This window comes from Luedemannella helvata (assembly GCF_039528415.1).
GTDB lineage: Bacteria > Actinomycetota > Actinomycetes > Mycobacteriales > Micromonosporaceae > Luedemannella > Luedemannella helvata.
On record NZ_BAAALS010000023.1, the window covers coordinates 62967 to 82748 of the forward strand.

The 19782-nt window shown below is 72.0% G+C and carries 21 protein-coding genes and 1 pseudogene; 11 read left to right on the forward strand and 11 right to left on the reverse strand.

Annotated features, from left to right (window positions below; genetic code table 11):
- Nucleotides 1-3: 3 nt before the first annotated feature.
- The 4 genes from ABD191_RS21280 to ABD191_RS21295 form a co-directional block, all read right to left on the reverse strand.
- Nucleotides 4-258, reverse strand: coding sequence for an acyl carrier protein (locus ABD191_RS21280; protein ID WP_344084967.1), 255 nt, complete (start codon nucleotides 256-258; stop codon nucleotides 4-6).
- Between the two features lie 108 nt (nucleotides 259-366).
- Entirely contained in the window at nucleotides 367-1572 is a 1206-nt protein-coding gene (locus tag ABD191_RS21285) for a CaiB/BaiF CoA transferase family protein (RefSeq protein ID WP_344084857.1), read from the reverse strand.
- 6 nt (nucleotides 1573-1578) lie between these two features.
- Complete coding sequence (locus tag ABD191_RS21290) at nucleotides 1579-2730, reverse strand: steroid 3-ketoacyl-CoA thiolase (protein WP_344084860.1); 1152 nt, start codon at nucleotides 2728-2730, stop codon at nucleotides 1579-1581.
- A gap of 6 nt (nucleotides 2731-2736) precedes the next feature.
- Nucleotides 2737-2931, reverse strand: coding sequence for a ferredoxin (locus ABD191_RS21295; protein WP_344084863.1), 195 nt, complete (start codon nucleotides 2929-2931; stop codon nucleotides 2737-2739).
- A 142-nt stretch (nucleotides 2932-3073) separates the two neighbouring features.
- Here ABD191_RS21295 and ABD191_RS21300 point away from each other — a divergent pair, with 142 nt between their 5' ends.
- From ABD191_RS21300 to ABD191_RS21315, 4 genes are read left to right on the forward strand one after another with little or no spacing between them, the layout of a single operon-like run.
- Nucleotides 3074-4183, forward strand: coding sequence for an acyl-CoA dehydrogenase family protein (locus tag ABD191_RS21300; protein ID WP_344084866.1), 1110 nt, complete (start codon nucleotides 3074-3076; stop codon nucleotides 4181-4183).
- 10 nt (nucleotides 4184-4193) lie between these two features.
- The gene (locus ABD191_RS21305; protein ID WP_344084869.1) at nucleotides 4194-5195 is read left to right on the forward strand and encodes an acyl-CoA dehydrogenase family protein; all 1002 of its coding nucleotides are present in this window, start codon (nucleotides 4194-4196) and stop codon (nucleotides 5193-5195) included.
- Nucleotides 5196-5210: 15 nt separating this feature from the next.
- Nucleotides 5211-5369: a hypothetical protein gene (locus ABD191_RS21310; RefSeq protein WP_344084872.1), complete on the forward strand. Its 159-nt coding sequence runs from the start codon at nucleotides 5211-5213 to the stop codon at nucleotides 5367-5369.
- A gap of 26 nt (nucleotides 5370-5395) precedes the next feature.
- Complete coding sequence (locus ABD191_RS21315) at nucleotides 5396-6043, forward strand: 4'-phosphopantetheinyl transferase family protein (RefSeq protein ID WP_344084875.1); 648 nt, start codon at nucleotides 5396-5398, stop codon at nucleotides 6041-6043.
- An 18-nt stretch (nucleotides 6044-6061) separates the two neighbouring features.
- Here the strand turns inward: ABD191_RS21315 and ABD191_RS21320 are convergent, their stop codons facing one another.
- A complete protein-coding gene (locus ABD191_RS21320) occupies nucleotides 6062-7117 on the reverse strand; it encodes an LLM class F420-dependent oxidoreductase (protein ID WP_344084878.1) in 1056 nt (351 codons plus the stop codon).
- A gap of 35 nt (nucleotides 7118-7152) precedes the next feature.
- Here ABD191_RS21320 and ABD191_RS21325 point away from each other — a divergent pair, with 35 nt between their 5' ends.
- The 3 genes from ABD191_RS21325 (at nucleotide 7153) to ABD191_RS21335 (ending at nucleotide 11641) form a co-directional block, all read left to right on the forward strand.
- Nucleotides 7153-7356: a hypothetical protein gene (locus ABD191_RS21325; RefSeq protein ID WP_344084881.1), complete on the forward strand. Its 204-nt coding sequence runs from the start codon at nucleotides 7153-7155 to the stop codon at nucleotides 7354-7356.
- A 632-nt stretch (nucleotides 7357-7988) separates the two neighbouring features.
- Nucleotides 7989-9851 carry an ATP-binding cassette domain-containing protein gene (locus ABD191_RS21330; protein WP_344084884.1) on the forward strand — a complete coding sequence of 621 codons (1863 nt, stop codon included), beginning with the start codon at nucleotides 7989-7991 and terminating at the stop codon, nucleotides 9849-9851.
- Nucleotides 9848-11641, forward strand: a complete 1794-nt coding sequence (locus ABD191_RS21335) for an ABC transporter ATP-binding protein (RefSeq protein WP_344084887.1) — start codon at nucleotides 9848-9850, stop codon at nucleotides 11639-11641. The genes ABD191_RS21330 and ABD191_RS21335 overlap by 4 nt, the downstream gene beginning before the upstream one ends.
- Nucleotides 11642-11659: 18 nt before the next feature.
- Here ABD191_RS21335 and ABD191_RS21340 read toward each other — a convergent pair whose 3' ends face one another.
- Together ABD191_RS21340 and ABD191_RS21345 are read right to left on the reverse strand one after the other, a co-directional pair.
- Nucleotides 11660-12133 (reverse strand): hypothetical protein, encoded by a 474-nt coding sequence (locus ABD191_RS21340; protein WP_344084890.1) that lies wholly within the window; start codon nucleotides 12131-12133, stop codon nucleotides 11660-11662.
- 22 nt (nucleotides 12134-12155) lie between these two features.
- Nucleotides 12156-13421, reverse strand: a complete 1266-nt coding sequence (locus ABD191_RS21345) for an NAD(P)/FAD-dependent oxidoreductase (RefSeq protein ID WP_344084893.1) — start codon at nucleotides 13419-13421, stop codon at nucleotides 12156-12158.
- Nucleotides 13422-13544: 123 nt separating this feature from the next.
- Between ABD191_RS21345 and ABD191_RS21350 the strand changes: the two genes are divergently transcribed.
- The 3 genes from ABD191_RS21350 (at nucleotide 13545) to ABD191_RS21360 (ending at nucleotide 15852) form a co-directional block, all read left to right on the forward strand.
- The gene (locus ABD191_RS21350; protein WP_344084968.1) at nucleotides 13545-14852 is read left to right on the forward strand and encodes a condensation domain-containing protein; all 1308 of its coding nucleotides are present in this window, start codon (nucleotides 13545-13547) and stop codon (nucleotides 14850-14852) included.
- A gap of 39 nt (nucleotides 14853-14891) precedes the next feature.
- Nucleotides 14892-15422: a VOC family protein gene (locus ABD191_RS21355; RefSeq protein WP_344084896.1), complete on the forward strand. Its 531-nt coding sequence runs from the start codon at nucleotides 14892-14894 to the stop codon at nucleotides 15420-15422.
- 166 nt (nucleotides 15423-15588) lie between these two features.
- Nucleotides 15589-15852 (forward strand): acyl carrier protein, encoded by a 264-nt coding sequence (locus ABD191_RS21360; protein ID WP_344084899.1) that lies wholly within the window; start codon nucleotides 15589-15591, stop codon nucleotides 15850-15852.
- On the opposite strand, the gene ABD191_RS21365 is transcribed toward ABD191_RS21360, so the two are convergent.
- From ABD191_RS21365 to ABD191_RS21380, 4 genes and pseudogenes are all read right to left on the reverse strand, one after another.
- Nucleotides 15815-17104, reverse strand: coding sequence for a glycosyltransferase (locus ABD191_RS21365; protein WP_344084902.1), 1290 nt, complete (start codon nucleotides 17102-17104; stop codon nucleotides 15815-15817). The two genes, ABD191_RS21360 and ABD191_RS21365, sit on opposite strands and share 38 nt — an antisense overlap.
- Before the next feature lie 17 nt (nucleotides 17105-17121).
- Complete coding sequence (locus ABD191_RS21370) at nucleotides 17122-17652, reverse strand: cytochrome P450 (RefSeq protein ID WP_344084905.1); 531 nt, start codon at nucleotides 17650-17652, stop codon at nucleotides 17122-17124.
- Nucleotides 17653-17898: 246 nt separating this feature from the next.
- On the reverse strand, nucleotides 17899-18222 hold the full coding sequence (locus tag ABD191_RS21375; protein WP_425560796.1) for a beta-ketoacyl synthase N-terminal-like domain-containing protein: 324 nt from the start codon (nucleotides 18220-18222) through the stop codon (nucleotides 17899-17901).
- 18 nt (nucleotides 18223-18240) lie between these two features.
- Nucleotides 18241-18489 (reverse strand): annotated as a pseudogene (locus ABD191_RS21380) (acyl carrier protein); the annotation flags it as partial.
- A 643-nt stretch (nucleotides 18490-19132) separates the two neighbouring features.
- Between ABD191_RS21380 and ABD191_RS21385 the strand changes: the two are divergent.
- The gene (locus tag ABD191_RS21385) at nucleotides 19133-19777 is read left to right on the forward strand and encodes a MerR family transcriptional regulator (RefSeq protein ID WP_344084908.1); all 645 of its coding nucleotides are present in this window, start codon (nucleotides 19133-19135) and stop codon (nucleotides 19775-19777) included.
- Nucleotides 19778-19782 lie beyond the last annotated feature (5 nt).

A 19782-nucleotide genomic window follows, 5' to 3' on the forward strand; every position in this document is an offset into this window, starting at 1 on the left:
GCGTCAGTCCTGCCAGCCTGCGTGGCGGGCAACCGCATCGTAAACAGCTTTGAGGTTACGCAGCTCGGGCAGCTCAGACTGGGGAATCTCGACCTGGTACTTCTTGTCCAGGCGGGCCAGGATCTCGATCGCCCGCAGCGAGTCCGCGTCGTACTCCTCCATGAAGTCGCCGGTGTCGGTGACCTCCTCGGGCTCCAACTCCAGCACCTCTGCGACGATCTCCCGCAGCTCTTCCAACCGCTGTTCCGCCACGGTCATCGGGTCACTCACACTGGCCTCCGGACCATAGGAGCCATGAGGGCAGCAGTGCGTCGCCCCGCGTCACACGGATAGTTTTACTCACATACGCGAATATCAGCAAGGCCCTCATCGAGGTTCCTCAGTGTGTGCCGAAATACCCAGCTCCCGCAATACATCGTCGGTATCCGCGCCAGCCAGCGGCGCCGCGTGGCGCACCCGCGTCGGGGTGCGGGAGAACTTCGCGGCTGGTCCGGCTAGCGGCGCGACCGTGCCGTCAGGCAGGGTGACCGGCTGCAGCATCTCCCGGGCGGCGAGGTGCTGATCGGCCGCCACCTCCGTCAGGTCGCGCACCGGCGCGGCGGGCACCTCGCACGCGTCGAGCACCTCCATTGCCCCGGCCACGGTGCGCCCGGCGCACCAGTCCGCGACCACCGCGTCGACCTCGACCCGGTTGGTCAGCCGGGCACCCGCCGTGGCGAACCCGTCGGCGCGGGCCAGCTCGGCGCGCCCCATCCCGGCCGCCAGAGCGCGCCACTGCCGGTTGAGCGCCACGGCCAGGTAGATGCTGCCGTCGCGGCACCGGTACGCGTTCGAGGGCACCACGAAGTCGGTCGCGTTGCCGTGCCGGCGCGGCGGCGCGCCGGCCGCGGCGAGCGTGAGCATGCCGCCCACACTGCCCGCGAGGAGGCTGTCGAGCATCGCCACGTCCACGTGCTGGCCCTCGCCCGTCACGTCGCGGTGGCGCAACGCGGCCAAGGCCCCGATGGCGCCATGCAGGCCGGCGAGCTCGTCGGCGAGAAAGACGGGGGCGCGGATGGGCGCCCCGTCGGGTTCGCCGTTGAGCGCCATGAATCCGCTGTAGGCCTGCAGCACCGGGTCATAGCCGGGGCGGTCGGCGCGCGGTCCGTACTGGCCGTACCCCGAGATCGACACGAGCACGATGTCGGACCGCGTCGCGCGGCAGTCCGGGTAGCCGACACCCCAGCGCTCCAACGTGCCCGGCCGGTAGTTCTCCACCACCACGTCGGACCGGCCAACCAGCGCCAGGAACGTCGCCCGGCCCGGCCCGGTCCGTAGGTCGAGCGCCACACTGCGCTTGTTGCGGTTGACCGTCTGACGGAACCACGAGTGACCGGTGCCGGGGATCCGCGGTGGCACCTCGCCGTCGACGCCGCCGGGAAGTTCTACCCTGATCACGTCGGCGCCCAGGTCCGCCAGGACCGCGCTGGCGAGCGGGCCGGACCACACCTTCGTCACGTCCAGCACCCGCACCCCGGCCAGCGGGCCCGCCAGGTCCGTGCGCGCGTCGCGGTAAAACCGCTCCCGGTCCACCGGCGCTCACATCCGCTGCAGCAGCGACGCTGTCCCCAGCGCCCCGCCGCAACACATGGTGATCAGGGCGAACTCGGCGTCGGCGCGCTCCAGTTCGTGCAACGCGCTCACGATCAGCCGGGCACCCGACGCGCCCAACGGGTGGCCGAGTGAGATCGCGCCACCGTTGACGTTGAGCCGGCTCTCGTCCGCGTCGAACGCGCGCTGCCAGGCGAGCACCACCGCGGCGAAGGCCTCGTTCACCTCGTACCGGTCGATGTCCGCGACACTCATCCCCGCACGGCGCAGCAGCTTGCGGGTTGCCACCAGCGGGCCGTCGAGCAGATAGTACGGATCGGAGCCGGTGACGACCTGGTGCGCGAGCCGCGCCCGTGGCCGCAGCCCGAGCTCCCGGACCCGCCGCGCCGACATCCACAGCACCGCCGCCGCCCCGTCCGAGATCTGCGACGTGGTCGCGGCGGTGTGCCGTCCGTCCTCGATGACCGGCCGTAGCTCGGCGAGGGTGGCCAGCGTCGTCGGCCGCAGGCCCTCATCGCGGCTCACCGGAGCCGTCCCGGCCGGCCCGACCGGCGTGATCTCCGCGGCGTAGGCGGCACGCTCCCAGGCCGCCGCCGCCCGCTGCTGCGAGCGCACGCCGTACGCGTCAAGGTCGGGCCGGGAGAACCCCTCCCGGGCCGCGATCCTTTCGGCGCCGCCGAACTGCGCGTGCGGGGGATCGTCCCACGGGTACTCCCGGGTCTTGTAGTGACCCGGGCCGTTGGTGAGGTTGACCCCGATCGGGACCCGGCTCATCGACTCGACGCCGCAGGCCAGCACGCATTCGGCCGCACCCGCGGCGATCAACGCGGCGGCGAGGTGGTTGGCCTGCTGCGACGAGCCGCACGAGACGTCCACCGTGGTGGCCGGCACCTCCACGGCCATGCCACTGTTGAGCCACGCGTTGCGGGTGACGTTGAGGCTCTGCTCGCCGGCCTGCGTGACACACCCGCCGATCACCTGATCCACTACGTCGGGCTCGATACCGGCGCGGGCGATCACCTCCCGCTGCACGTGGCGCAGCAGGGCGACGGCCTTGAGCCCAGCCAGGCCGCCACCGCGGCGGCCGATGGGGGTCCGGACCGCGGACACGATCACGGGCTGGTCCGCGTCATCGGGCACGGGGCGTCACCCGTCCACGACGTCGATAGCCAGTTTGGGACAGCGCTGCGCGGCGGCCGTTACCACCGGCCGCAGCCGGTCGGGAGGGTGTTCGTCGAGCACCCGGACCAGGTCGTCGTCACCCACCGCGAAGATCTCCGGTGCGGCGAGAGCGCACTGACCGTGGCTGTCACAGCGGTCAAGGTCCACCACAATTCGCACGTCGCCTCTCCCGCGTCGCCGACACGTCCACCATATCCAGCAATCGCTATGTCTCGCTAGACTCCGCCGCGACGGCGGTCGCCCACAGGACCCGGAGGCCGTCGGCGACGTCAGCCATCCGGGTCCGGTGGGGGCGCCGCTCGTGGACCTGAAAGACGACGCCGACGAGGCGACCTTCCGCTCCGCGTTACGCGACTGGCTCGTGGCCAACGCCGCCACCGACGACCGGCGGGCCTGGAGCCGCGCCCTGTACGACGCCGGCTACGCGGGCCTCACCTGGCCCACTGAGCACGGGGGAGCCGGGCTGCCCGCCCGCTACCAGGCCATCCTCGCCGAAGAATGCGCCAGGGCGGGCGCGTCCGACCATCACAACGTCATCGGGCTCAACATGGTGGGTCCGTCGCTCATCCGGTTCGGCACGCCCGCGCAGCAGGCCACCCACCTCCGCCGCATCCTCACCGGCGAGGATCTGTTCTGCCAGGGCTTCTCCGAGCCGGACGCCGGCTCCGACCTGGCTGCGGTGCGCACCCGCGCCGTGCCCGTGCCCGGCGGGTACATGATCACCGGCGAGAAGGTCTGGTCCTCCTACGCGCACCTGGCCGACTTCTGCCTGTTGCTGGCACGCACCGGCCCGGAGGCGTCCCGCCACGCGGGACTGACGTGCTTCCTACTGAACCTGCGCACCGCCGGGGTGACCGTGCGACCGCTGCGGATGATCACGGGGGACGCCGACTTCGGTCAGATCGTCCTCGACGACGTGCGGGTCGGCGATGACGCGGTGCTGGGCGAGCCGGGAGGCGGCTGGCGGGTCGCGATGACCACCCTCGCGCACGAACGTGGCACGTTCGGCATCACACTCACCGCGCGCCTGGTCCGCGCCTTCGACCGCCTGCTCACCACGGTGCGCGACGTCGGCGCAGAGCACGACCCCCTCGTCCGCCGCACCGTCGCCGAGTTGTACGTCGACGTACTGGCGCTGCGCCACACCGGCTACCGCGCGTTGTCCACTATGGAGCGCTCTGGCATGCCGGGGCCGGAGAGTTCGGTTCTCAAGCTGCACTGGTCACATACCCACCAGCGACTCGTCGCGTTCGCCGCGCGGCTGGCAGCCGCCTCCGGCGAGCCCACCTGGACGGCGTACTGGCAGCACGAACAGCTGCGCAGCCGCGGCAACACCCTGGAGGGCGGCACGTCAGAGGTCCTGCGCGGCGTCATCGCCGAGCATGTCGCGGGCCTGCCCCGATCGCGCTGAGGAGGCGACGATGGACTTCTCCCTCACCACCGAGCAGGAGAGCCTGCGCGAGGTGGCGCGCCGGTTCCTCGCCTCGGAGTACCCGACGCGTCGGATCATCGCCGGCGACGCCGGGCCGGCCGCGTTCGCCGACGCCGCGCGGCTCGGCTGGTTCGACCCCGAGGTGGGGATGGTCGAACGCGCGTTGCTGGCCGAGGAGGCCGGGTACGCGTTGCTGCCCGGCGCCTGGTGGATCACCCTCGCCCTGCCCGAGTCACTGCCCGCCCGGCCGGTCGCGTGGGCACGCGGCGACTTCACGGCGCGCGCCGCTGCCGGCGACTGGCTGCTCGACGGCCACGGGTACGTCGACCGGGTCAACGGCGGGGTTCTCGTGAGCACCGACGACGGGCTGTTCACGGTCGATGCCGACCAGCCCGGCGTGACGCGCACGGACATGGCCGGCATCGACACGCTGCGGCCAGGGGCCGAGCTGAGGTGTGCCGGCGCGGCCGCCGTCCGACTACTGGAGCCGGCCGCCGCCCGGTCCGTCGTGGCGGCTGCCCGGCTGCGCGAACGAGCACTGCTGGCCGCGGAGGCGGTGGGGGTGGCCCGGCACGCGTACGACGTGGCGGTCGCCCACGCGCGGACGCGCCAACAGTTCGGGCGTCCGATCGGCGCGTTCCAGGCGGTCGCCTTCGCCATCGCGGACAGCTATGTGCGCCTCGAACTGGCACGGTCACTGGCCTACCGGGCGGCATGGCTCGTCGGCGCCGCCGACCCCGGGGCCGATCTGGCCGTGGTGAGTGCGCTGATCTGCGCCCGCCAGGCCGCAGTCGCGGCGACCGAACAAGCCCTCCAATGCCTCGGCGGACTCGGCATGACGTGGGAACATCCCCTGCACCACTGGTACCGCCGGGCCCTGTGGCTGGACAACCGCGACAGGTCCACAGATGCGCATCTCGAAGCCATCGCGGCAGCGCTCTTTTGTCCGATAGATTTCGATTCCACGATGGAACCCGTACGAGAAACCTGACGCGGGAGATATCTCATGCGCAAGATCATTATGGGTGTCGCGGCCACGGTCGCCGCCGTACGCACCGGTGTCCTCACCACCGCCACGCCCGCACCAGCTACCTGCATCGTCAAGCCGTCCGCCGGTCAGTTCGGCTCCGGCTTCGTGTGCAGCGCCGCCATCCAGACCCAGTGACGGCACGGTCCACCGGCACCCCTCTGATGTCGTCCCTGCTCCCGGCACCTGTCACGGTGGTCGAGTGCTTCGACGACAGCATCCCGGCACCGCTGTTCCCCGCGGAGGAGCAGCGGGTGGCCGGCGCCGTCGCCAAGCGTCGACAGGAGTACGCCACCGCCCGGCGCTGTGCCCGCGCGGCACTCGCCGCGTACGGGTTCCCGTCCGGACCGCTGCTGGCGGGCGAACGGGGACAGCCGCTGTGGCCGGCCGGCATGGTCGGCAGCATCACGCACTGCCCGGGCTACCGGGCCGCCGCCGTGGGCCGCGCCACCGAGGTGGCGGGGATCGGGATAGACGCGGAGCCACACCTGCCCCTACGGGACGGGGTGCTCCGGCTGGTCGCGCTGGCCCCGGAGACGGCCCGGCTGACCGCGCTGGCGCACGACCATCCCTCGGTGTGCTGGGACCGGGTGCTGTTCAGCGCCAAGGAGTCGATCTACAAGGCCTGGTATCCGCTGACCCGGCGGTGGCTCGGCTGCCACGACGCGGACGTCGTGTTCGCACCGGCGACCGGCACGTTCAGCGCCACCATCCGCGCCGACGCGCCCGCCGGGCTCACGACGTTCACGGGTCGGTTCGCAACCTCCGACACCCTCGTGGTCACCGCCGCCACCGTGCCGTCGCGTCGCTGACCCATTCGGCCCGGGTCGTCAGGGAACGTCCGCTCCCAACGACGCCGCGGCCACGGCGAGACGTTCGAGGGTGTCCACCCGCGCCGCAGTGCCCCGATCGAACAGGCACGCCGCGAGCGTCGTGACGCCCGCTCGCGCGTAAGCGTCGAGGCCACGGGTGATCCGGGCCTGCGGGCCCAGCAGGGACGTCGCGTCGATCAGGTCGACGGGCACCGCGGCGGCGGCCTCCGTCCGCCGCCCAGCCAGGTAGAGGTCCTGCACCCGGTCGACCGCGGTACCGAAGCCCATCCGCGTCGCATGCCGGTGGTAGAAGTTGGTGGTGCGGCTGCCCATCCCGCCGAGGTACAGAGCGGCATAGCCGCGCACGGCGCGGGCGCACGCCTCCACATCGTCACCGATCACCACGGGTACGGTCGGGACGACGTCGAACCCCGCCAGGTCCCGTCCTGCGGTGCTACGTCCCGCCGCGACGTGCAACAGCGAGTCGCGCGTGTGCTCCGGCGAGCAGAAGGCGGCCAACCAGCCGTCGGCCAGCTCACCAGCGAGTTCGAGGCTGCGCGGCCCCACCGCGGCCAGATAGACGGGGACGTCAGCGCGGGGCGGATGCAACGACATGCGCAGCGGCTTGCCCTCGCCGCCCGGGCGCGGGAGCGGATAGTGCGGCCCGGGGTGGGCGAGCTTCTCCCGGCGCAGGGCCTGCCGGACGATGCCGACGTAGTCGCGTGTGCGGGCCATCGGCTGCCCGAATGCGGCACCGTGCCAGCCTTCCGACACCTGCGGGCCGGAAACACCCAGGCCGAGGTGGAACCGCCCGCCGGAGAGCAGATCGAGGGTCGCCGCGGTCATCGCGGTCATCGCGGGGGTCCGGGCCGGGATCTGCATGATCGCACTGCCCAGACCGATCCGATCGGTGTGGGCCGCGAGCCAGGCCAGCACGGTCGCGGCGTCCGAGCCGTACGCCTCAGCGACCCAGACCGAGACGTATCCGAGTCGCTCCGCCGCCTGCGCCAGCGCGCGGTGCTCCGCCGGATTGCCGGCTCCCGCATGGTGGCCGAGATTCAGCGCCAATCGCATCGCGATGCCCTCCGTGAGGCTCCTACAGTCATACTGTGCCGCTGCCCAGACGCTGGGCGAAGAACCGGGTTGAGCTGTCGATCTCGAACGGCGGGACGCGAAAGTGGCTGCTGGCCGCCACCGTGCCCGATCAGCACCAGTGGACGTGGACCGGAGGCCTCGGCGGGCGTCCAGCGCACCCCGGGGATGTCCCCGATGGTGAAGGCCCGTTCGCGGATGCCGTCAGCGACGGACTCTGAGGTCATGCCCACCACAGGATTAGACCAGCACCCGCAATCAGTATCGGGGTGGCGGCGCGGAGACCGCGCCGCCCGGCGGGATCAGCCGGTTGCAGCTCGCCGCCGCCACGTTGACCGTCGCGCCGCCTGCGTGTGGTTCGAGCACAACGACCCCCACCGGGCCGCGGCGATTACTCCGGCGGCCCGCTCACCCGTCCGGGGAGGGCCGACACGCGGACCGATCGGTGGTCCTCGCATAGACTTCGACCGTCGTCGAGTCGTTGCGGGAGGCAGCATGGGCGAGAAGACGGCCGGGGGCGAGGATCGGCTGGCCGACCGGATGCGGGAGATCTGTCTGGCGTTCCCGGGCGTGACGGAGCGGCCCAGCCACGGGGCGCCGACCGCGACGTCGACTGGGTCGAGATCGCCGAGCTGGGCGAGGACGGCTACCGCGCCGTCGCGTCGAAGCGGTTGCTGGCCGAACTCGAGGCGCGCCCCTCGGGCGGCTGATCCACGCGCGCACGGACTTGCTTGACGTCGAATTTCGTCGATACGATCGTGAACCGCCCGGGCATTACAGGGAGTTCTCGGGCGCCGCCGCGGGAAGCCGCCAGCGCCGCTGCCGCGCAGGCAGCCGTGAGGAGCCGATCGTCATGGCCACACTGATCACCGACCGCATCCTGCTCCTCAAAGCCTTGCGAGCGGCCGGTCCCACGCTCATCGTTGCGATCAGCGCGGTGCTGCTGATCGCGAGCCTTGTGCCCACCGCGACGGCCGTCGCAGTCGCCTACCTCGTCAGCAGCGTCGAGCACGCCTCGGCGTCGGCGCTGATCCTGCTGCCGTTGCTGGCCTTCGCGGTGATGACCGGCATCGGCCACCTCATGGACGCCGCCAAGGAGCCGCTGTTCTACCTCGCCCGGGTCCGCATCGACGGCGCCCACCGCTGGTCCCTGACCCGGCTGACCGGCTCCGGCCCCGGCATCGGCGCGCTGGAGAGCCCGCAGGTCCAGGGCCTGGTGCGGGAGGCGCGGGCGGACCCGGACAACTGGACGCAGCGCACCCCGGCCGACGGCGCGCTGGCCCAGCTGGACGCGATCACGGCCGTCGTCGGCATGGCGGCGGCCTGCCTGGTCCTGGCCCGCTACGCCTGGTGGCTGATACCGATCATTGTGGTACCGGCCTTCCTGTACCGCTCGCTGGAGCGCCGCCGCAACCTGGAGTGGTACCTGCAGTGGCAGCGCGGTATGCACGAGGGCCTGCGGTCGGAGAAGTGGGAGCCGGCGATCGTCTCCTCAGGCGAGGGCAAGGAGACCCGCATCTTCGGCCTCGCCGCCTGGGTCGTGCAGCGCATGCAGCACCACACGCGGGCCATGTTCGAGCCGGTCTGGGCCCTCGGCGGGCGGCAGCTGCGCCAGCAGTGGATTCAGCTGCCCGTCATCGTGCTGCCGCTGACCCTGGTCTACGCCGTCGTCTCCGACGGCGCCGCCGACGGGCGGGTCACCGCCGCCGTGGCCACCGCGGTGCTGACCGCGGCCTGGGCGGTCTTCCAGGTCTTCATCTACAACGACGTGCGCGACCCGGTCGGCGCGATCGCCTGCCTGCGCGCCACGGTCGAGCTGCGCAACGCGCTGGCCGACGGGGGGCCGGCGGCGCCCACCGCACCGGCCCCGGCCGCAGCGCAACCGCCCGGGACCGCGCCGGTGACCGCGGCCGCCGGGGCACCCGAGATCCGCTTCGACGAGGTGTCGTTCACCTATCCGCGCACCGAGCGGCTCATCCTCGACCGGCTCAGCCTCGACGTGCGCCCCGGCGAGCTGGTCGGCATCGTCGGCCTCAACGGCGTCGGCAAGTCGACCATCATCAAGCTGCTGGCCGGGCTGTACCAGCCCACCGGCGGGCGGGTGTGCGTCGACGGCGCCGACCTGCGGGAGCTGGACGTGACCGCCTGGCGGCGCCGGCTCGCGATCGTCTATCAGGACTTCATCCGGTACCACCTCTCGATCGCCGACAACATCACGCTCGGGCACCCGGGTGAGATCGACCGCGCGGCCCTGGAGGCGGCCGCGCGCGACGCCGGGCTCGAACCTGTCCTCGCCGAGCTGCCGCTGGGCTGGGACACGCCGCTGTCGCGCGACCGCACCGACGGCGTGGAGCTCTCCGGCGGGCAGTGGCAGCAGGTGGTGCTCGCCCGGGCGCTCTACGCGGTGCGGATGGGCGCGCGAGTGCTCGTGCTCGACGAGCCGACCGCGCACCTCGACGTACTGACTGAGTTCGATGTATTCCAGCGCCTGGTCGCGCACAAGGGCGACGCGACCGTCGTGCTGATCTCGCACCGGCTCTCGACCGTGCGCCAGGCGGACCGCATCGCGCTGATCGAGCACGGCAAGGTGACCGAGTCGGGCTCCCACGACGAGCTCATGGCCCTCGGCGGCGCCTACGAGCAGCTGTTCGCGATCCAGGCCCAGCGCTTCAGCCAGGGCTACGACGACCGTATCGAAGAGGGTGAGCTGCTGTGAAACGGTACCTCCGGTTCTGGCTGGAGCTCCTGTGGCTGTCGTGGAAGCGTTATCCCGGCCAGACCAGCGCGCTGATCGTCTGCAAGCTGCTCTCCGTGGTGCTGGTGGCGATCACGGCCCTCGCCCTGCGCGACGTGGTCAACGCCGTCATCGACCACGACCCGCGGACCGCCGTCGTGGCCGGGCTCGTCGCGGCGCTGGCCTACTGCGCGATGGCCCACCTCGAAGGCCTCGACACGGTCATCATCTTCGTGCTCGTCGAGCGGATCGGCCTGCTGGAGCTGCAGCCCCAGATCGACCACGACATCGCCGCCATCGAAGGGCTTGACCATCTCGAGCGGGCCGAGTTCCTCGACCGGGTCACCGTCGTGCGCGGCGCGGCGTGGGGGCTGGTGTTCGGCATGTGGGTGGCGGTCGACTCGGTGTTCAACATGTCGCGGCTGGCCGTGCTGCTGGTCGTCCTCGGCGCGGTCAACCCGTGGCTGCTGGTACTGCTGCTGTTCGCGGCGGCGCCGCTGTGGTTCGAGCAGCGGGCCCAGCGGATGGTCAACGCCGCCGAGACCGAGACCGCTGAGTCGTTCCGGCTGCAGCGACACCTGTTCAACCTCGCCACCGAGGCCGCGACGAGCAAGGAGATCCGCACCGCCGGCGCGGGGCCGGAGTGCGCACGCCGCCAGGCCGAGGCGTGGCAGGACGTCGCGAAGGTCCAGCTGCGGGCCCGTATCCGCGGCGCCCGCTGGCAGCTGGCCGGCTGGCTGCTGTTCACCGCCGCCTTCGGGGCCGGGCTCGCCGCCGTCGCCAACGGGGCCGTCAGCGGCGCGGGCACCGTCGGCGACGTGGTCCTGGCCATCACGGTGCTCATCAACCTGCGCCTCGCCGTGCAGATGACGGTCCACCGCACCGCGGAGACGGCCGGCGCCGGCCGGCTCATCGACCCGTACCTGTGGCTGCGGGACTACGTCGCGGCCGAGTCCGCTCGCCGCAAGGGCAGCCAGCCCGCGCCCGACACCCTGCGCGACGGCATCGAGCTCGACCATGTGAGCTTCACGTATCCGGGCACGACGCGGCCCGCGCTCGACGACGTCAGCGTCCGGCTCGCCGCGGGTTCCGTGGTCGCCGTGGTCGGGGAGTACGGCTCGGGCAAGACCACCCTCGTCAAGCTGCTCATGAAGTTCTACCAGCCGGACAGCGGCACGATCCTCGTCGACGGCATCGATCTGCAGGACCTCGACGCGAACGGCTGGCGCAGCCACGCCAGCGTGATCTTCCAGGACTTCGGCCGCTTCCAGACCACCTTCGGCGAGACCGTCGGCCTCGGCGACCTCGAGCACATCGACGACGTGGAGCGTATCGAGCAGGCGGTGCGCTGGGCCGACGCGCAGGACCTCGTGCGGCGCCTGCCCGACGGGCTCGACACCCAGCTCGGCCGCTCGCTCGGCGGGGTCGACCTCTCCGAGGGCCAGTGGCAGAAGGCCGCGCTGGCCCGGGCCTCGATGCGCCGGCGGCCCGTGCTCTTCGCGCTCGACGAGCCGACCGCGTCGCTGGACCCGCCGAGCGAGCATGCGATCTTCAAGCGGTACATGACCCGCGCGCGGAGCCTCGCCGAGGAGGCCGGCGCCATCGTCATCGTGGTCTCGCACCGGTTCTCCAGCGTCGCCGGCGCCGACCAGATCCTGGTCATGGACAAGGGACGGATCAGCGAGCGGGGCACGCACGACGAGCTCGTCGCCGCCGGCGGCCGCTACGCCGAGATGTACGGCATCCACGCGCGGGCGTACGCCATCGCGTGAAGGCCGATGGGAATCGCGTCAGGTGGCCGGCGTCGCGGACGGGGATCGCGGCGAGGCCCTCGGCCACCTCGCGCAGGACGGCGGCGCGCTGCGGTACCAGATAGAAGCTATCGCCCGGCAGCACTCGCAGCACGAAGCCGGCCGCGCCGGCAGCGCCAGCGCGCGCAGCACCGGGTTGTCCAGCGCCTCCCCGCCGGTGCCGCCCAGCCGGCCCATCTCGGCCCAGAGGCCGTCGTCATCGCCGAGGTCGACGCTGACGCGGCGGTGGTACCGCGCCGGCTGCCGCACGAAGATGAACAGCCGCTGCGGCCGACGCCCCGGCCGCGTCAGCTCCGCCCACGCCGGCAGGGCGGTCGCCCCCGGGCGGTAGAAGGCCGCGTTGCACCCGGCGTGGGGCAGGCACACGAGCCGGACGCGGGCGCCGAGGCGCCCGAGGTACGCGGTGAGCAGCTCCTGGGTGACCAGGCAGGCCAGCCACAGCCGCACCACCATGGACCCGCCCCGGCGTCGTCGGTCATGTGCCGGCGCCCGCCGGGTCGGCCGCGGCCGGGTCCGCGCCGGCCTCCGCGACCACCGATCGCAGGCGGGTGAGCCCGGTGTAGCCGGGGTCGTCCCACACCCGCCCGGCGAGCAGGTCGATGAAGTCGTCGCCGTGCTCGTACTGGATCAGCCCGAACGCGAAGGTGTGGAAGGTGAAGCCGTCGAGCACGGTCTGGCACACATCGAGGCCCGACTCGGCCCACAGCTCGAAGTCGTGGAAGGGCCGCGATGCGTCGGCCGCCTTGCCGTCGAAGAAGTCGCGGATGGCGAACGCGGCCTGCCGGCCCTCCTGCAGCGCGACGTTGACGCCGAAGCTGAACAGCGGATCGATGAAGCGGTGCGCGTCGCCGACACACAGCCAGCCGCGGCCCGAGAACCGCTCGATTCGGTAGGAGTAGTTCGCCGACGCCCGGACCTCGCCGTCGAGTTCGGCCGCGGCGGCCCGCCGGCTCAGCTCGGCGTTGAACTCGCGCAGCTCGCGCAGGAGGAAGTCGGCCCGCGACTCGCCGTGGCGGCGCAGATATTCGGCGGAGGCAACCAGGCCGATGCTCGTCACCTCGTCGTCGATCGGGATGAACCAGCTCCACAGCCCGGCCTCGCGAAAGAAGAGCAGGGTGTTGCCGGCCCCGTCGCCCGGGTCGCGCAGGACGTTCCTGAAGTGCCCGTAGACGGCCACCCGCCGGTCGTAGACGCCGCGGGTCTTCGGCGCGGCAACGCCCGTGCTGGACAGAAACGCCGCCTGCCCGGTCGCGTCGACGAGCACGTCCGAGGCCAGCTCGCGGGGCGCGCCGCCATCCTCGGGCACTACCCGCACGCCGCACACGGCGCCGTCGCGCACGATCGGATCGCTCGCCCGACCGCGGATGACCTCCGTGCCGAGCTCGCGGGCCCGGTCCAGCAGCATGGCGTCGAACGCGGAGCGCCGCACCTGCCACGTGAAGGTATCCTGCAGGCCCTCGCGGGGGTCGCGCCGCTTGACCGGAAACCAGAACCAGTCCCGGCCGGTCGGGCTGTAGATACGCACGCCGTGCTTGACCGGGTTGCCCATGGCGGCCATGGCGTCCTCGAGCCCCATCTCGCGCAGCAGGTTGCCCGACTCACCCGTCAGCGACTCTCCAATGTGGAACCGTGGGAACGCCTCCCGTTCCACGATGGTCGACGGGATGCCCAGCCGGGCGAGGTGGATGGCGCAGGCCGAACCGGCCGGTCCGCCACCGAGGATCGCGACCCGCGTGTTCATGGTTCCCCCACAGTGCGTCAGTGAGCCGGGCACGATAGGACATCGAGACACTACGATCGGTTGAGAGGTCGGCGCAACGGTGCCGAACAGCCCCGCACCGCACTAGACTCCGGCGGCGTGAGCATGTCTGAGGGTCCGGCCTCCGTCGGCCAGCGTCTGCTGTGGCTCATGGAGCACTACCGCGGCACCGGCGACGGGAGCTTCAACGAGGCGCTCGTGTGGCGGCTGCAGGGCGCGTTGCGGGTGGCCGACCTCGAACGCGCGTGCGCGCAGCTGTTCCGGCAGCAGGAGGCGCTGCGCACCACCCTCGCCAACCACGGCCGCCGCCTCACCCAGGTGGTGCACGAACCGCGCCCCGTGCCGCTCACGGCCGAGGACCTGCGCGGCGCCCCCGACCCCGAGCAGGCGCTGTACGAGGCGCTGTCAGCCGAGGTGGCCCGCCGCATCGACGTCTCCGCCTGGCCCGTGCGGCTGAGCCTGTTCCGCACCGGCGACGAGGTGCACGTGCTGTGCCTGACCATGCACCATCTCGTCACCGACTACCGCTCCCTCGAGATCATCTCGGAGTCGCTCGCCGCGGGCTACACAGCGCGGCCGTTGCCGGCCCCGGAGTGGTCGTACCTCGACTGGGTGAACTGGCAGGGCGAGGCGCTCGCGGGCGGGTCCCGGGGCGAGCTGGAGCGATACTGGCGGGACCGCCGCGCCGGCATGCGGCCGTTTCCGCTGCCCCGACACGCCGGGGACGAGGCCGACGTAACGGTCCTGGTCGACGAGGCCAAGTTAGTCGGCGAGCGCGCGCGCGACCTGCGGCGGCTGCTGGCCGACCGGTCGGTGTCGCTGATCGCCGGCACGCTCGCGCTGTTCTACGCGATGGTCCACGCCGCCACCGCGGCCGACGACATCACCATCGCATCGACCGTTGCCAACCGCCGCTCCGAGGTCGCCGACACCGTCGGCTTCTTCGAGAACATGGTGCTGCTGCGCGAGCAGGTCCGTCCCGACGAGCCGCTGCTGGAGCTGGCCCGGCGCGTGCACGGCACCGTGGAGGAGGCGGTGGCGCACCAGGGCCTGCCGTTCCACCTGCTGCCGCCGTCGGTCTCGGGCGGCGCCGGCGGCGTGCGGCCGGACGAGGTCGTCTTCAACGCCGTGCGGATGTGGCCGCCCCGCATCGATCTCGGTGACGTCACCGCGGAGAACGTGCTGCTGCCGCGCGAGCATCGCGCGGCCCGCTTCGGCCTGCGCATCGTGCTGATGCACAACGAGGAGTGGGTCATCATAATGATCGTCTACGACAACCAGGTCACCGGCTGGGTGCGCGGGCTCAGCCAGGGCTTCGAGCGACTCGTCGAGCACGTGCTGGCCGACCCGGCCATCACAGTCCGCGAGCTCGGCGAGCGATGGCAGTTCCGCCACCCGATCATGGAGGTCTGAGAGATATCCGAAGAACACGCCCTGCCGACCGTCGTGCCCATGCTCGCCTACGAGAACGGTCCCGCCGCGATGGACTGGCTCAGCAAGGCGTTCGGGTTCGTCGAGCGCACCCGCATGATCGACGACGACGGTGTGCTCGGCCACGGCGAGATGGCGCTCGGCGACGGCGTCGTCATGCTGGCCACACCGAGCCCGCACTACCAGAGCCCGAAGCACCACCGGCAGGTGTGCGAGGCGGCCGGCAAATGGCTGAGCACACCGTTCGTCATCGACGGCGTGCTGCTCGCCGTTGACGACCTCGACGGGCACTACGCCCAGGCGACCGCCGCCGGCGCCACCGTCCTGCAGGAGCCGACCGACCGTGGCGACGAAGCGTTCGCCGGCATAGCTGAAGCCGCCGGCGAACGCCGAGCCGTCCAGCACCAGGCCTGGCTCGACATGGTGGCGCACCGTCTCGCCGGCCGCCACGTGGCCGTGCCGGCGCCAGTCGCGGACCCGACGAGCATCAGCACGCTGCCGGCGCCCACCAGGTCGCCGTCGCGCGACAACCACAGCAGCGCCGCCGCCTGACCGAAGGCCTCGACCACCAGCGACGCCGGATAGCCCGACCGCCCGGGGGCCGAACCGCCGGAGCGCGCGAAGCACGGATCCGAGGAGCGCACGGCGGTCCTGGCCCACAGCACCCGTCCGGGATCGAGCCACTCGACCTCGTCGACCCGGGACGCTGGTTGGGGGCATGACCGAGCAGGAGATCCGCTCGGTCGTCCGCGAGATCGTGCTGGAGCTGGCGCCGGAGGGCGCCGCCGAGGCGCCCGAGGACGCCGGGCTGGTCGAGGATCTGGGCTTTCACTCGCTGGCCCTGCTGGAGCTGGCGTTCACGCTGGAGGACCGCTTCGACCTCGACCCGATCGAGCAGGAGCGGGCGCAGGCGATCCGGACCGTCGGCGACATCGCCGACCTCGTCATCGAGGAGCTGAAGGCGAAGCCTCCGGCGGGCTGACGGGCGCGTCGTCGAAGAGCACGACCGTGCGCCGGCCGATCCGCTTCGCCTCGGCGAGCACGGGCCCGCACCATCTGGGCCACAGGCCGCTCAGCCGGGATGTGACGAACACCAGGTCGGCGGCGCCGTCGGCGAGGCCGGTGTGCATGCCGATCGCGTGCACCGGCGTGTGGGGGGTGCCGGCGGCTGCCCGCTCCAGCAGGTCCGCGTCGAAGTCGACGAGGATCGAAGCGGGCCAGGACGCCGGCACCCCACCGCCGCAGCCGATGACCGCGATGGGGCCGGTGGCCCCGGCCACGTACGGGCGGGCGCGGGCGTAGTCGGCGGCGAGGTCCAGCCCGCGGGCCTGCTCCCGCCACTCGTGCAGCGCCACGTGCTGCCGGTTCACCACCCGGATCGGGAACTGGATCGACAGGCTCCCGAACAGCTCCACGTCGGGATCGCGCGCGATGGCGACGAAGAGGGCGATGTTGCGCTTCGCGTCGCGATGCTGCCTTTCCAGGTCGCGGGGGGCCGGCCACTCGATCGCCCAGGCCGCCCGCGAGCCCACGAACCGGACGCCGCGGCGGAACAGACGGTACCCCAGCTCAAGGTCCTCCACGCCCCAGCCGTGGAACCGCTCGTCGAACCCGCCGACGGCGGCGAAGTCCTCGGCACGCACCGATAGGCTGGCCGACCAGCACATCAGCCACGGCACGCGGAAGCGCTGCAGATCGCCGTCGGTCGTGGTGAAGTCCTTGTGGCGCATGTCCAGGCCCTTGGGGCCGGCACCGATCTGCGCGACGACGTCCTCGGGGGTGCCGGTGCGCAGCATGGTCTCCAGAGTCGCCAGCGGCCACAACCGGTGGTAGCCGAACACGTAGCCGACCACGACGCAGGTGGTGCCGGCCGCGGCCGCCCGCTCGTGCTCCGCGAGGTACGCGGTGAGCATGTCCGGGCCGGCGACCACGCCGGAGTCGAGCAGCACCAGGATCGGCGCGCTCGCCAGGGCGGCGCCGGCGTTGCGGACCCGGGGCACGCAGTACCCGTTGGCCGCGACGTCGGCCAGGTCGCGCTCCAGCCACCGGTACCGCAGCGGCAGCCGGTCCGCGAACTGCGCCACCAGTTCGCCGGTGCCGTCTGTCGAGCCGTCATCGACCACGATGACCTCGAAGTCCCCGGGTGCGATGCGCTGCGCGACGAGCGACTCCAGGGTGGCGCGCAGCATCTCGCGCCTGTCGAACGTCGGAATGACCACGGAAATCTTGTACACGGCGGCCTCCCTGACCGTCAGCCGGCGAGCCGGAGCGGCAACGCCTTCAGCCTGTTGACGAAGCTGGACTCGAGCCGCACCGGCGCGCCCCGCAACCGTAACGCCGGCCGCAGCGCCGCGAGCAGTGCCCGCGCCTCCAGCCGCACCAGGTGCGAGCCGAGGCAGAAGTGCGGCCCGATGCCGAAGGCCAGGTGCGGGTTGGCTTCGCGGGCCGCGTCGAGCACGTCGGGGTCGGTGAAGACGGCCGGGTCCCGGTTGGCCGCAGCGTAGTACAGCACCACCTTGTCCCCGGCGGCGATCGGCCGCCCGGCCAGCTCGGTGTCGCGGGTGGCGGTGCGCCGGAACTGCGTCACCGGGCTCACCCAGCGCAGCAGATCCTCCACCGCGGCCGGGTGCGTGGCGCCATCGTCGGCCAGCCGCCGCAGGGCGGGCCGCTCGGCCAGCGCCAGCAGCGAGTTGGCGATGAGGTGCCGGGTGGTCTCGTTGCCGGCCACCACGAGCAGCAGCCAGAAAGTTGCAGAACTCCCGGCCCGACGGGCACCGGCCATCGACCTCCGCGTTGGCCAGCACGCTCGCCAGGTCGTCCGCGGAATCGGCCCGGCGCCGGGCCGCCAGCGCCAGCGCGTGGGCGAAGGCCCCGGCGAAGGTGCGCCGGTAGCGCTCCACGTCCCCGCCGCTGTACTCGGGGTCGTCGAAGCCGACGAGCTGGTTGCTCCAGCCGAATAGCAGCGCCCGGTCCGAGCGCGGCAGGCCGAGCATGTCGGCAATGACGAGCAGCGGCAGCTCGGCGGCCATCACCGGACCACGACCTGCCGCACGTGCTCCTGCACCGAGCCGGCCTCGTCGAAGCCGCCGTCGTCCGCGGCCAGCCGGGCCGCCGCGGCGGCGAACAGGCTGGAGCGGCCCCACTCGGCCGGGTCGATCCGGCGGACCGAGGCATGCGGTTCGAAGCCCGGCACCTCGCCACCGTTACGGTGCGGCAAGCCGCTGACGTCGAAGCTGGTGACCTGCGAGATGCCGGAACGGCCGGCGCGCAGCGCGGTGGCGAACGCCTCCACGCCGATGCCGATGCCGATGCTGCTGACCGGGCCGAGACCGGTGACCGCCACGCGGCGCACGGGTCGCTCCTGCCAGCCCGCGTACCGCGCGACCGCGTCGTAGACCGCCTTGAGGTTGCGCAGGTCGGCCAGCTCGAACTGCGGGATCTCGACCTGGTACTTCATGTCCAGCCGCGCGACGATCTCGATCGCGCGCAAGGAGTCCGCGTCGTACTCCTCCACGAAGTCGCCGGTGTCGCCGACCTCCTCGGGCTCCGGCTCGAGCACCTCGGCAACGATCGCGCGGAGCTCCTCAAGTCGCGGTTGGGCTATGGTGCTCGACTCCATCAGGTCGGCCTCCGATTCGCGCTGCGAGGATTACGTCACCGACGCCAGTTTTACTTACGCGCATCGATGCCAGCAATGGCGTTGTTCAAGCATCGCCGCGCCCCCGCGGCCGGGGCAGACCCAGCTCCCGCAGCACCTCGTCGATGTCGGCGCCAGCGGGCGGCGCGGCCCGCCGCACCCGCGTCGGCGTGCGGGAGAACTTCGCCGCCGGGCCGGTCAGCGAGGCCTCTCAGTCACCCAGAAACAGTAGAGGGCATATCCGTCGATCGGATATGCCCTCTGAGCTGGTCGGGACGGCGGGATTTGAACCCAGGACCCCTTGACCCCCAGCAGTTGGGTGGCCCAGCGGCATGCTCACGCACGTTTGTCCAGGTCGCTAGAAGCATAAACGAGCCGAGTCAAGGGGTCATGCAGCGCGCATAGCCGCGGTGTCCTCATTCGGGTGTCCCTTCAGGACCAGCACGTAAGCGAGCCGCGCTGATGCGTCTTGGCGATGTTGTGGGACGCACCGCGCCTACAGCGCCGCCCTCGGCTGTCATCAGCGTAGATACGATGCATCAGACCCGCGCGAGCCCCACCCGTAACGGTTCGTACGGGTCCCGTGCGCCACGTCGTCACGCCCGACTGCGAGGGACCCTGCCTGATGCGCATAGCCGAACTGAGCCGCCGTAGCGGGACGAGCATCCCGTCCATCAAGTACTACCTGCGCGAGGGCCTGATCCCCGGCGGCCGGACGACCGGCCGCAACCAGGCCGACTACGACGAGGCGCACGTACGCCGGCTCCGTTTGATCCGGGCGCTGATCGACGTCGGCGGTCTGTCCATCGCCGCGGTCCGCGACGTGCTCGCCGCGGTCGACAACCCCGACCTGGCCGGGCACGACCTGCTCGGCGTCGCCCACCGCGCGGTGAGCCCTACGCCGGCCCGCCGCGACCCCGACGACCCGCGGTGGCGGGCCGCGCGGGAGGAGGTCGTCACGCTCGTCGGCGAACGCGGCTGGCTGGTCAGCCAGTGCTCGCCGGCGCTCGATGTGGCCGCCGACGCCATCGCGGCGATGCGCGCTCTCGACCAGGCGGACCTGCTCAGCTCCCTACCGACCTACGCCGAGGCGGTGGAACGGATGGCGGCCTGGGAGGTGGCGGCCGTGCTCGCCCGCGGCGAGCCGGCCCGCATGGTCGAAGGCCTCGTCACCGGCACCATCCTGGGCGAGATCCTGATAGGCGCGTTGCGCCGACTGGCGCAGGAGGCGGAGTCAGCCCGTCTGCAGGGGTTGACTCCGCCCGAGTAGAGATA